Below are 13,347 nucleotides of genomic sequence, written 5' to 3'. Positions count from 1 at the left end.
CGCCTCAGAAATCCGCGCAGCCGTTGCGCTTCTCGGTGTCGACGCAGCTCGACAGGTTGGGCCGAGAGCGCACGCGCGACCATTCGCGCGCGAGCACGTCGCCGCCCTGCGTCGCGCGGTCGCCTTCGAGCGGTCCGGTGGCGAAGCAGATCGGCGGCGGGCCGATGTTGCGGTCGTACACCCAGGTCGCGGGCAGGTCGCGCAGCGCGTCGGGGCGAGGCAGGTCGGGCACGCCGCCCACGAAGAGGTTGCCCGGCACCACGTTGACCCTGTAGCCCTCGGCCGAGGTGAAGGCGCCGTTGATCGGGTACACGCCGGGCGGGCTGGCCTGCAGCGCGGGCGAGAACATGAAGCCCGCAAAGCCCGCGCCCGTGTCGCCCAGGATCAGCCCGGTCACGAGGTAGCTGAAGAGCGGGTTCGGATAGCCGAAGGGCCGGGTCGCGTTGCCGATGAGCACCGTGGCCACCGGCTGCTGCGCGTAGATGAAATGGTTGGCGCCCGCCGGAATGCTCACCGCGCACAGGCCCGAGTAGGCGCAGTGGTACAGGTTGGGATAAAGCCCCGAGCCCGCGAGCCCGCCGCGCGTCTCGCCCACCCAGGTGTCGGCCCACACGCGCCACGGCGCGCCGGCAATGGTGTAGCCGCCGGTGTTCTGGAAGCGCGAGGCCGCCACCAGGTCGGCTCCGCCGGTGCTGCTCACGTTGGTGCCCAGCAGCAGGTCGCCGCTGAGGGTGCGCACGAACACGGTGTCGGCGGCCATCGAGTTGGCCGACACGATCTGCGGCGCATTGCCCGCCGCGTCGTAGCCGGTGACGCTCACCGAGCCGAGCTTGACCGTGTCCACGTCCACGTAGCGGAAGGCGCCGGCCGCTCCGCCGCCCAGGGTGTCGGCGCTGACGTTGTTCGCCGCCTGGTCCAGCAGCACGCTGCCGCCGATGGAACGCGCCAGCAGCGTGCCGGCGGTGATCGGCGCGGCGGCCGTCTGCGTGATGTTGCCGCCGGAGATCAGCCCCACGGTCGATGCCGTGAGCGCGCCGCCGAGCTGGATGCCGCCGCCACCGCCGGTGTTCTGCAGCGTCAGCGCGCCGGGCACGGTGAGCGGGCCCACCACGTTGATACTGCCTGCGTGCGTGTTGCTGCCGGCCACGATGGTGGGTGCGTCGAGGCGCGTGAACTCGTCGGCCGATACGGCGAAGCCATTGGCCGCGGTGCCGCCGAGCGTGATGGTGCTGGCCGTGCGGTCGACCGCGTTGCCGGCGGCATCGACGCCGCCGGGGCGCAGGTTCAGCACGCTGCCGGCGCGGACGGTGCCGGCCATGACCACGGCGTCGGCGGTGCCGTTGTTGGCGGCTCGCAGCGACACGCTGTTGTTACCGTCGATGCGCGAGCCGGCGCCGACGGTGAGGCCGGCGCCGGCGGCCTGCGACTCGCCCGAGACGTCGATGCTGCCCGCGCCAAGCGTCGTGACCAGCGCGTTGTTGGCAAGCAGCACGCCGCCGGACTTGTCGCCGGCCGCGGCGGCAGTCGCAAGGCCCCGGATGCTGATATTGCCGTCGACGCTGCGGACCTGCGAGCCGTCGAGCTGGACGCTCTGCACGGTCGTCGATCCGAAGCTGGTCGACAGGGTGCTGCCGACTCCGGCGATGCTGATGTCGCCGCTGGTGGTGAGGATCTGGCTCGGAGTGGCGGCCGAACCGATGCTCACGCCCGTTCCCTGCACCCCGATGCCCGAGATCGATACGTCGCCGGTACTGGTCTGGATGCTGACGCCGTTGAGCGCGACCGTCGCGCCGGTGGCCGAGAACGTCGGCGCCCCGCGCTTGCCCGTGATCTGCACGAAGCCGCCGGGGCCGGCGTCGCCCAGCGCGGTGGTGCGCGTGTCGATGGTGGCGTTGCTCAGTGCGATGGCCTGGACTCCCGAGTTGGCGCCATCGGCATTCATCGTGACGTTGCCGCCGTTGGTCAGGATCTGTCCGCTGTAGGCGATGTTGCCGGGGAATGCTCCTCCGGCCGCGCCATTGGCGTTGAAGACGACGTCGAGCGGCCCGGTCGTGGAACGGATGATCGTCGGCACGAAGGTGCAGGGGAAGCTCGGACAGGCCGTCGGCGGGTTCTGGCCGATGGCATTGTTGGCATCGAGCCTGAACGTGACCGGCGCCGCTCCGCTGGTGCGCTCGATCACGACGCCGCTGTTGAAGTTGATGTTGCCCTGGCTCGTGCCGCCCGTTCCCGTGGTGATGGTCACGCTGGTGCCCTTGTCGAGCGCCGCGTTGATGTCGCCGTCCTGGATGGTGGAGTCCGTCAGCGGGTCGAAGGGATTGGTCGGCAGGGAGCCCGGACCGGTGCCGTGCGCGATGGTGACGTTGAAGGGGTCGATGGTCCATTTGCCCGCGCCGCCCATCGGCGCCGAAGCGTCGACCTGCACGCCCGACAGATCGAAGTTCTGCCCCGACGTCTCGATCGACCCGCCGTTGCCGCCAGCGGCGCCGCCGCGCGCCGACAGGCTGCCGTAGGCGCGCAGCGAGTCGCCCGCGACGACCTTCACGCTGCCGCCGTTGCCCGTGCCGGTGGCATCGGCCTGCAGGCTGGCGGTGGAACTCAATGCGATCGAGCCGGTGGCCGCGATGTCGATGCTGCCGCCGCCGGTGGCGCCGCTGGCATCGAGGCGGGCGATCAGCGGATCGCCTTCGGAGAACGTCACCCCGTCGACCAGCACGTTGCGGCCCTTGATCGAGATGCTGCCGCCCTTGCCGGTGTCGCTGGCGACGGAAACCAGGGCGTCGGTGGACGGCACGGCATTGACGCCGAGCGACGCGCTCGCGAAATCGGAAAAGTTGGTCAGGCGCAGCGAGACATCGGTGCCCTGGCCATCGATGGCGACGGTGCCGCCCGACGCGCGCAGCGCGTTGGACTGCCCCTGGACGCTCACATCCACGCCATACACCCGGTTGTTGTCCGGCGTCAGCACGATGCCGCCGCCGCTGTCGAGCGCGGCGCTGAAGCCCTCGCCGCCCGCGCGGCCGGTGATGTCGATGCGCCGTCCGTCGCCTGCCGTGATGACGGTGTCGGAGACGACCACGCCGCTCGATCCACCCGCCGAACGCCCCTGTGTCGCGAAAGCCACGCTCTGCCGCATCGCGTCGAGGCTGGCCCCGGTGCCCGAGATCCGCACGTCGCCGCCGGCATCGACGGAGTTGCCGCCGATGAAGACGCCGGATTGGCTGAAGATGCTGCCGACCGGCATGTCGGCGGTCCAGTCGGTGCCGCGGCCCGTGAGCGCGACGTCGCCGCCGGACGAGGCGATGGAGGTCCCGAAGGCCACGTTGAGCCCCGTGGCGCCGACACCGCCGACGCCGTCGATGCTCACCATGCCGGTGCCGCCGGCCTTCACCGTGCTGTTCCAGAGCGAAACGCCCTCGCTGGACTCGAAGGTGGGATCGCCGCCATCGCTGGTCCTGACCCAGGAGCGGCCCTGCCCTCGCAGGCCGATGCTGCCGCCGGCACTGGTGGAAAGCGTGCTCTCGGTCAGGTAGATGCCCTCGCTCCACTGGCTGCCGCCGTCTCCGTTCGGGACCGCGCCGCCCACCGCGCGGCCATTCAGCGCATCGCCCTGGCCGAAGAAGCGGATGTTGCCGCCGTTGGCGTCGATGGTGGCTTGCGTGAGCCGGATGGCGCCCGCATAGTCGGCCTCGCCGTTCTGCGACTCGCCGACGGAGATCTTGCTGGCATCGGCCGCGCGCGCCGCGATGGCACCCGTCGAATCGGCGTTGAAGTCCACGTTCAGCGCGCCCTGCTTCGACGAAATGGCGGCGCCGCTGTTCATGGTGATGCTGCCCGCGGAATCCACCCGCAGCGTGGCGGTGCCGCCCTCCTGCTTCACCACCTGTACGTTCTCGCCGAAGTTCACGCCGGTGCCTGCGCCGATCGCGCCGCTGGCCAGCGTCACGTCGGTGCCGCGGCCCAGCGCGGCGCCGATGCTGCCCGCGTCGACGCTCGCGCCGGAGCTCAATGCGGGATAGCCCTGCTGATATGCAGGAACGTCGGCCGCATTGGCGACGTCGAGATTGCCCGCGGGCGTCTCGATGCGCCAGCTGCCGTTGGCACCGCCGGCCGCGCCACCGCCGGCATCGACCCGCGCACCGCCGACCCGCAAGCCGTCGGCCACGGTCGTGATGGTGCCGCCCTGGCCGCCGCCTGCCCCGCGCGCGGCCAGTTCGCCGTACACCTGCGCGTGCGATTCGCGCACTGGCGCAATGCTGCCGTCCGGCAGGGTCTGGCCCGCCGCCGTGCCCACTTCGACGGTGCCGCCCGCGCCTTCGCCGGCGGCACTGGCGCGCAGTGCTGAAGTCGACGCCAGTGCCACGTCGTAGCCGCGCACCGAGACCGTACCGCCACCCGCCTGCCCACTGGCATCGAGCGCGGCCTGCGGGCTTTCCACGCCGCCGCCCTGCAACTGCACCTGCCCCGCCACGATGCGGATGGTGCCGCCGCGCTCGCCGGCATTGGCGCCCGTGGCGTCGAGCGTGCCACCGGTCATCTCGACCCGGTTGTCCGGGCCGCCGCCCAGGAAGATCTCGCCGTTGCGCGTGCCCATGGTGCGCGCGCGCACGGTGCCGGTCTGGTTGACCACCAGCTCGCCCAAAGTGGCGGAGCTGCCCATCAGGGCCACGCGTCCGCCGTCGGCCTGCAGCGTGCCGCTGTTCTCTACGGACGCGCTCGAAGCCATGGCGTCGGACGCGATGACGATGTTGGTGAGCCCGTCGCCCACCAGATCGAGCGTGATCTTGCGGCCAGAGGCCAGCGCGACCGTGCCGCCGTTGGCAGTGATGGTTCCGGTGTTGCCGACCGCAGCGCCCATCAGCACCACCGGGCCGCCGCCCGCGGCGGTGATGTTGCCGGCGTTGCGCACCGAGGCGGTGCTGGCGTCGGGGCGCTCGAACGTGAGTTTCGTGGCGCCGTCCATGAAGCTCTGGTCGGAGGTCGTCAGCGCCAACGTGGAGGCGATCAGGCCGCCCACGTTCACCGTTGCGCCCTGGCTGAACATCACGCCGCTCGGATTGACCAGGATGACGCGCCCGTTCGCGGTGAGCTGGCCCGCGATGGTGGAAAGCTCGCCGCCCGTGACCCGGTTGAGCAGCACGCTGTTCGCGTTCGGCTGCGTGATGCTGACGATGCCGCCGGCGCCGATCGAGAAGGTCTGCCAGTTGGCGATGCCGCGCTGGAATTGCTGGTTGATGCTCATCAGCGCGCCGGACTGCGTCATCGTGACGCCGCTGTTCGCCGGTGTGTTGAAGCCCGTGGGCAGGACCTGCGCCACGGCAGGGCCGAGGCCGGCGCAGACCAGCGACAGCGCGAGAGGCCGCAGCACGAGGCGATGCGACGGGCGCCTGCGGAAAAGATTGCGTTGCTTCATGGTCAGAACGCCTTGATGAGCTGCACGAAAAGGCGCGGGTTGCGGCCCCCGCCATCGGTCTGCGCCGGCGGCGTGCCCGCGCGCCAGGCCAGCGTCGCATTGATCGAGAAGTTGCCCGGGCGCGACCAGCTCAGGCCCACGCCGTAGCCGCGCAGGCTGTGGCTGTTGACGCCGTCGTAGGGCGTCGGGTTGCGCACGATCTTTCCGTGCGCGGCGTCGTAGAACAGGAAGGGCGTGAGCTCCTCGTTGAGCGACCAGCGCCATTCGACGGTGCCGATCACGCCCTGGTCCACCAGCAGTTCGCCCGAGGGGTACGCACGCACCGCGCGCGCGCCGCCGAGCGCGAGCTTCTCGGACGCGTCGAGGTTCTTGCTGGCCCACTGGCCGCCGATCGACAGGTACAGCGAATGGCGCGGCACGATGGCCTGCAGGCGCGAGAGCTGGAAGCTCAGCTTGGTGAAGCCGCCTTCGGTGCGGTGGCCGGTGATGCCGCGGTCGAAGTCGCGGCTCTCCGGGTCGCGGATGGAAAGGTTGCCGTGGTACAGCGTGCCCGAACTGGCCCAGTAGCCGCCACCCAGCAGCTCGTCGCGGCGCTCCCAGGTCCAGCCCAGGCTCAGGCCGTTGACGCGCTTCTTCGAATTGAAGTCGGCCGCGCGCAGTTCGTCGGTGAGGTCCTTCACGTCCACGCCCAGGCGCAGGAAGAGGTTCTGCTGCCGCTGGCGGATCACCGGGTAGCTCAGCGAGAAGTCGAGCACGTTGGCGCGCCCGCGCGCGTCGAGGTCGGCGAACTGCCCGCCCAGCTCGTAGCTCACGCGCGAGAGGCCCACCCCCGCGCGCAGCCCGCTGGTGCCGATGGGCGCCTCGTAGGCGATGCGGCCGAACTGCAGCGCATTGCTGTTGGACACCATCACCCGCATGTCGAGGTTGTCGCCGATGCCGAAGGGGCTGAGCCAGCGCGCGGTGCCGCCCACGCGGTAGCGGCCCGACTCCCTGGTGCCGTGGTTGTCGCCCTCGGCGGTGAAGGCCCAGCGCGGCGCGGCGGTCACTTCCACCGCGAGGTCGGTGGTGCCGGGCTGCGTGCCCTCCTGCAGGCCCGAGGACACCTTGACGCCCGGCTGGTCCGACAGCAGCAGCATCGCGCGCTCGTAGTCCGGGGCGCTCACGGCGGCACCCGGCTGCAGCGGCGCGAGGAAGCCGCGCACGCGCGACTCGGCGATGGGCGCATCGGGCGCCGCGGTCACGTCGACCTTGCCCAGGCGGCCCTCGATCACGCTGATCTCGACGATGCCGTCGCGCACCGTCTGCACCGGCACCACGGCCTGCGCGAGGAAGTACCCGCGCTCCTTGTAGCGCGCGGTGATGGCCTTGGCGAGCTCCTCCAGGTCGGCGAGCGTCACGTCGCGGCCGATGTAGGGGCCGGTGATGGCCTGCAGCTCCTCGTTGCTCAGCGCTTTCACGCCGTTGAGGCGCAGGTCGTTGAGCTTGAAAGCAGCTCCGGCGGCGCCGCCCGTGTTGCGCGGCGGCGCGGGCAGGCTCTGCGGAGCGACGGCGCCTGTGGGCGCCTGGGCGATCGGCCGGTCGCAGCTGCCGCAAGGGTTCGCGGTCGGCAGCAGTTCGGTGGTGTTGCCGTCCGCTTCGGCTGCGTGCGTGTGCTGGGCTGCAACGAGCAGCGTGGCACCGACCAGGGCCGTGACTGCAAAGGCGATTGGCGTGATCGACATGGGGCGTTGGCAGGTTTTCATGTCAGCTACCCACCGTCAGACGCCAGTTGCCGATCAGATTGAACGGCGCCCAGAAGAAGGGATGGGACATCTTGGGATCCTTCAGCACCGCGAGCTGCCCGGCCTGCATGGCCTTCTGGATGTCGCGGCCCTTCGAGAGCTCGCCGTAGAGCGTGCCCATGAGCACCGCGGTGGCGTCGTCGGACACCGGCCACAGAGATGCGATCAGGCTGGAGCTGCCGGCAGAAAGAAAGGAACGCGTGAAGCCCAGCACCTCGTCGCCCTGCGCGATGCGCCCCAGGCCCGATTCGCAGGCCGAGAGCGTGACCAGCGCGGTGCCGTCCATCGGCAGCCCGAGGATCTCGTGCGCCTCCAGGAAGTTCTGCTTGCCGCCCTCGTTGGCCAGCAGGATGCGCGAATACAGCGGATCGACCGCATCGGCCTCGGCGTGCGCCGCCACGTGCATCAGCGGCGAGCGCGCGGCCACGTCGCGGAACTGCGTCTTGGTGGCGGCTGCGCCCATGTACAGCGTGTTGCGTGGGAAGAGCCGCGCGAGCTGCTTCACCTCGGTCTCGGCGCCGGGCAGGTCGTACTTGTCCTCGATGCGCGGATTGCCGAAGGCGGTGAGCGAGGCGTTCACGCGAGGCGTGCGCTGCGCGAGCTGCACCGCGATGCTCATCGACGGCGCCACGGCCACAGGATGCGTCTCGATGATGTAGCGCCCGTCCAGCCGCAGCGCCTGGAACGGCAGGTAGTGAAGCGGCCCGTGCGGCACCACCACCAGACGCTGGCCCGGCGCGATGCCCAGGGGACCGAGCAGCGCGGCGCCCAGCTTGTCGGCGTTGGTGATGGCGGTGCGGCGGCCGCGCACGATGGAATTGCGGAAGGTCTCGACCAGCTCGTTGAGCTCGTCGCGCTTCACCGCCACGGTCTTCTCCACGATGCTGTCCGGGCCCACCACCCACACCACGAGGCGGTCGGGCAGCGAGTGGAACTGCACCACGCGCTCGTCGGCCGCCAGCGTGCGCTGCAGCGTGGCGAGGTCGACGGTGTTGGCGGCCTGCTCGCTGATCTTCGCGCGGCCGCGCACCGCATCGAGCAGCGCGCGCGAGCGGCTGTGCTCGCTCACCTCGAAGGCCTGGCGCGCATCGCCCGCGTCGCTGTAGATGGAAACGCCGCGCTCGAACACCGTCTGCAGGTCCGAGAACAGGCCCATCTTGAATTCCTCGCTGCGAAAGCGCGCGCGCACCTTGTCCACGTCGCCCAGCGCGCGGCCCACGGCCTCGGCGGCGGCCTGCTTCTGGCCCAGCGCGAGTTCGCTGCGCGCCACGCCGTCCCAGGCCCAGAGGCGGTAGTACTCGGTGTCGGCGCCCACCTGCCGGGCGGTGAGCGCGCGGTAGGCATCGCGCGCCTCGGCGGGCTTGTTCTCGGCCAGCAGCAGCCGGGCGCGGGTGCGGTCGAGCTGCGCGGTGAGCGGGGCGTCCTTCGGCGGGGCCATGGTGCCGAGCACCTCGCGCGCCCGCGCCGGATCGCCCGATTCGATCAGCGCATTGACCAGCGATGCCTGCACCAGCGGCGCATAGCGCTGCGAGCTGTTGGCCAGCGCCTCGTCATAGCTGAGCACCGCGCCGGAATAGTCGCCGCGGCGCGATCGCACGTCGCCGATCACCTTCTGCACCGGGCCGACCACCAGCTTGGGGTCGCGCGCCTGATGCCTGAGCGCCTCGCGCGCGAACTCCTCGGCCTTCTCGAGCTGGCCCGAGTAGCTGTAGACGATCGCCAGGTCGCGGTTGGCCATGGCCATGAGGTTGGGGTCGTTGGTGGCGTTGGCCAGGTGCAGCGCCTTGCTCGCGGCGCGCACGCTCTGGCGGAACTCGCCCGCCTCGGCCAGCGCGACGGCCTGGCTGCAGTATTGATAGCCCGAGAGCTTGACCGAGTCCTGCCCGTAGAGCACCGCGCCTTCGCTGGTCAGCGCCAGCAGCGTGTCGGTGTCCGCGAGGCGGGCCTGCTCTGCCTTGCTGGCAGCTGCTTCAGCGCTCGGCGCCTGCTGCGCCGCTGCCGGAAGGCAGTAGCCCGCCAGAAGAATGCCGGCCAGACCGAGCGCACCTGCGATGCCAGCACGACGACGTGCAGGGCGCCCCCATCCCCATCTCGAAAACCACGCCATTGGACCCCCGCGTCTGGCCCTGTGGGCCCGCCGCGGCGGACCATCGACGTCGCGGGAGTGCGCGCCGTTCAGGCCTCGGGGAGAAAGTCTAGGAGGGGCCCCCAGCCGCGCCTATTCGCAATACGGTCTAGGGCTAAAGAACTAACCGTCAGCCGGCATGCCACCGAAGGACGAGCCCTGCGCATTCGGTCACGGCATGCCGCAGATGCTCGCGATGGCGCCCCGCGCCGGACACATCGGCTTACATAATGCGCGCCTCAGAGCCCGCACCTGGACAGCGGGCCGAACCAGGGAGTTCCATGTCAGATCATCGTCGTCGGGCGCTTGCCAGCGCCCACGCATACGCATGAAGCCGCGCGTCGAAATCGCGGCCCCGCCGGGCGATGCGTCGAGGCTCCACCGCAGGTCCAGCCTGTGCGTGGCGGGTTGCGGCCAGGCCGTGGAATGCGGACCGCTCGGCTGGTGGCCGTGCTGTTCGAAGGCCTGCCTGAAGGAGTGGACGAGCCGGCCGCCGGCCGCACCTCCCGAGCGCATCGAGTGGCCGCCGCGGCAGGCTGCCGGCAGCACGTAGCCGCCGGCGACGACAAGACCGCTCAGGCCGGCACGGCGTCGATGTTCGCGCGGTCCCAGTGCCGGTGCTTCGCGATGGCCGCGGCAAAGCGCTGCGCGATCTCCGTGGCGCTGGAGCTGTCGCCCAGGTTGGTGACCGGCGTCGCGGCCACCACCACGCCGGCGGGTGCGTCCTCGGGCGAGGTCTGCTCGTCGATGCCGAGCGTGGACAGCAGCCGCGCGCCCTCGCCCACCGTGCAGATCGCCTTGCAGTGCTTGTAGGCCTCCAGCACGAAGTGCACCGCGTCGCCCATGCCCGAGAGCGCCGCGGCGCCCTCGGCACCGGCGGGCACGAGCACCGCGTCGAACATCACCGAGGGCGTGTTGGCGAAGGTGGCGTCCACCTCGATCTGGCGCCTGGATGCGCTCGCCACGGTGCCCAGGCGCGGGCCTACCACCTTGCAGCGCGCGCCGGCCTGCTCGAGCGCGTCGCGTATGGGCTTGAGCGAGGCGGAGTCGACGCCGTCGGCCACGATGATCGCGACCTTGCGCGTGCGCACCGAGCCGTCTCCGGTGTCGGCCATGCTCAGCGCGGGCGACTCCTCGATGGGCAGCGCGATGCGGTGGTCGCGAAAGCCCGCGCGGCCGGCCGCCGCCTTGGCATCGGGTTCGCCGATGCCAAGCGGCTCGGCCACGCGGCGAGCGAGCTTCTCGTCCACGTGCGCGAGGTTGTCGACCATGCGCTGGCGGATGGCCGGCACCTCCAGCTTCGACAGCTCGAAGCGGAAGGCCGCGACGATGTGTTCCTTCTCCGCCGCGCTCTGGCTCTCGAAGAACAGGCGCGCCTGCGTGAAGTGGTCGTCGAACGAAGCGCTGCGGCGGCGCACCTTGGGCGGATGGATCTCCTCGGGGAACGACTGGAAGCCGTGGCTGCCGCCGTCCACGCGGAACTCGGTGCCGCTGCCCAGCGTGTTGGGCTCGTAGGCCACTTGCCCGCGCGCGATAGTCTGGCGGTGCATGCCGTCGCGCTGGAAGTTGTGGAAGGGGCACACGGCCTTGTTGATGGGCAGTTCGTGGAAGTTGGCGCCGCCCAGGCGCGAGATCTGCGTGTCGGTGTACGAGAAGAGGCGCCCCTGCAGCAGCGGGTCGTTCGTGAAGTCGATGCCGGGCACGAGGTGGCCGGGGTGGAATGCCACCTGCTCGGTCTCGGCGAAGAAGTTGTCGGGGTTGCGGTTGAGCACCAGCCGGCCGATCTTCTGAACGGGCACCATCTCCTCGGGAATGAGCTTGGTGGGGTCGAGCAGGTCGAAGCCCAGCGAGTGTTCCTTGTCCTGCGGAATCAGCTGTACGCCGAGTTCCCACTCGGGGAAGTCGCCGTTCTCGATGGCTTCCCACAGGTCGCGGCGGTGGAAGTCGGGGTCCTTGCCGGCGATCTTCTGCGCCTCGTCCCACGCGAGGCCGTGCACGCCGAGCTTGGGCTTCCAGTGGAACTTCACGAAGTGGCTCTCGCCGCGGCTGTTGATGAAGCGGAAGGTGTGCACGCCGAAGCCTTCCATCATGCGCAGGCTGCGCGGGATGGCGCGGTCGCTCATCGCCCACATCAGCATGTGCGTGCTCTCGGGCATCAGCGAGACGAAGTCCCAGAAGGTGTCGTGCGCGCTCGCGGCCTGCGGCATCTCGTGGTGCGGCTCTGGCTTCACGGCGTGGATCAGGTCGGGGAACTTGATCGCGTCCTGGATGAAGAACACCGGGATGTTGTTGCCCACGAGGTCGTAGTTGCCCTCGCGGGTGTAGAACTTGACGGCGAAGCCGCGCACGTCGCGCACCGTGTCGGCCGAGCCGCGCGAGCCGGCCACGGTGGAGAAGCGCACGAAGACAGGCGTCTTCGCCTCCGGGTCCTGCAGGAAGTCGGCGCAGGTGAACTGCGACATCGACTTGTAGACCTGGAAGTAGCCGTGCGCCGCCGATCCGCGCGCATGCACCGCGCGCTCCGGAATGCGCTCGTGGTCGAAGTGCGTGATCTTCTCGCGCAGGATGAAGTCTTCGAGCAGCGTAGGACCGCGCGCGCCGGCCTTCAGCGAGTTGTGGTTGTCCGGGAGCTGCAGGCCCTGGTTGGTGGTGAGGGTCGTCGGGTGCTCGACGGTGAAACCCTCCAGTTGCTGCTGCTTGGGGTTGGCGGCGTCGCCGGCGCCGGCCTTCGCGGCGCCGGCGCGGCGGCCCGCGGCGGCCCTGTTCTGAGGTGACATCGTGGACTTGCCAGGATCTTTCATTGGTGAAGGTTCGTGAGAGGGAAAAGGGCCTCGTCAGCCTGCCTCGCCGTTGTCGAGGAACATGTCGAGCACGTTCACCACGGCAATGAGGCAGATGCAGCCGGCGACGGCGGCCACGCCCCACATGAGGATCTCGTCGCCCCAGGTGGTGGTGAACGAATCGAAAAGTGTTGAAAACTCCATGATTTCCCCTCCGGATTGCGCCCCTCTGATGGCGGATGAACTTGCAGGAATCCGAAGGTTATGTTTTGCAACGCCCGCGCACCGTAGTGGCGCCCCTTCCACCTTTGTGGGAGAAAACGCGTGGGCGCGGTAGGCGCGCGCCGACACCGCATCGCGCCCGCCTACGACGCTTCGCGGGCGCGGCCCGTGGAAGCCGCGTGCGCGGCTGCATAGCATGGAGCGACCATGTTGATCAGAATCGGCTTCGACATCGAACTGCAGGTGACGGCGCCCACGGCGCTGATCCACATGCTGCAGGTACACCCCTCGCGCGCCCGGGACCTGCAAGGCGGCGAGAACCTCGTGCTCAGCTCCTCGCTGCACACCGACCACTACCTCGACGGCTTCGGCAACCGCTGCGCCCGCGTGCGCATACCGCCGGGCGTCGAGAGCGTGCGCCTGCGCAACCAGGCACTGGTGTACGACACCGGCCAGCCCGACCCGGTCGACTTCGGCGCCCGCCAGCACGCCACCGCCGACCTGCCGGTGGAGACGCTGCCCTTCCTGCTGCCCAGCCGCTACTGCGAGGTCGACAGCGAGCTGCTGCAGTTCGCCTGGGACAGCTTCTCGCACGCGGCGCCCGGCTGGCCGCGCGTGCAGGCGATCTGCGACTTCGTGCACCGGCACCTTCGCTTCGACTACGGCAACGCCCGGCCCACGCGCACCGCGCTCGAGGGGTTTCGCGAAGGCACCGGCGTGTGCCGCGACTTCACGCACCTGGCGATCACGCTGTGCCGCGCCATGAACGTCCCGGCGCGCTACGTGACGGGCTACCTGGGCGACATCGGCGTGCCGCCAGCGCCCTATCCGATGGACTTCAGCGCATGGTTCGAGGTCTACCTGGGCGAGCGCTGGCACACCTTCGACGCGCGGCACAACACGCCGCGCATCGGCCGCATCGTGATCGCGCGCGGACGCGACGCGGCGGACGTGCCGATCACCATGGTTTTCGGGGCGAACACGCTGAAGCGCTTCGAGGTGACGACGGAGGAGGCGCTCGGCTGA

Annotated in this window: 6 protein-coding genes; 1 reads left to right on the top strand and 5 read right to left on the bottom strand. The window is 70.2% G+C overall.

The genetic code is table 11. The features are described 5' to 3' along the window. Positions 1 to 4 precede the first annotated feature (4 nt). From FHT32_RS18350 to FHT32_RS18330, 5 genes are all read right to left on the bottom strand, one after another. The gene (locus tag FHT32_RS18350) at positions 5 to 5,413 is read right to left on the bottom strand and encodes a filamentous hemagglutinin N-terminal domain-containing protein (protein WP_176666029.1); all 5,409 of its coding nucleotides are present in this window, start codon (positions 5,411 to 5,413) and stop codon (positions 5 to 7) included. A gap of 2 nt (positions 5,414 to 5,415) precedes the next feature. Next, entirely contained in the window at positions 5,416 to 7,134 is a 1,719-nt protein-coding gene (locus FHT32_RS18345) for a ShlB/FhaC/HecB family hemolysin secretion/activation protein (protein WP_176666028.1), read from the bottom strand. A gap of 22 nt (positions 7,135 to 7,156) precedes the next feature. Next, positions 7,157 to 9,301: a CHAT domain-containing protein gene (locus tag FHT32_RS18340; protein ID WP_176666027.1), complete on the bottom strand. Its 2,145-nt coding sequence runs from the start codon at positions 9,299 to 9,301 to the stop codon at positions 7,157 to 7,159. A 593-nt stretch (positions 9,302 to 9,894) separates the two neighbouring features. After that, a complete protein-coding gene (gene katE / locus FHT32_RS18335; protein WP_176666026.1) occupies positions 9,895 to 12,096 on the bottom strand; it encodes a catalase HPII in 2,202 nt (733 codons plus the stop codon). A gap of 57 nt (positions 12,097 to 12,153) precedes the next feature. Further along, positions 12,154 to 12,303 carry a hypothetical protein gene (locus FHT32_RS18330; protein WP_176666025.1) on the bottom strand — a complete coding sequence of 50 codons (150 nt, stop codon included), beginning with the start codon at positions 12,301 to 12,303 and terminating at the stop codon, positions 12,154 to 12,156. A gap of 225 nt (positions 12,304 to 12,528) precedes the next feature. On the opposite strand from FHT32_RS18330, the gene FHT32_RS18325 reads away from it, so the two are divergent. Then, entirely contained in the window at positions 12,529 to 13,347 is an 819-nt protein-coding gene (locus tag FHT32_RS18325; RefSeq protein ID WP_176666024.1) for a transglutaminase family protein, read from the top strand.

Source organism: Variovorax sp. SG517 (assembly GCF_013376045.1).
Taxonomy (GTDB): domain Bacteria; phylum Pseudomonadota; class Gammaproteobacteria; order Burkholderiales; family Burkholderiaceae_C; genus Variovorax.
The sequence above is the reverse complement of the archived record's forward strand: the minus strand, read 5'-3'. Positions and strand labels throughout refer to the sequence as shown.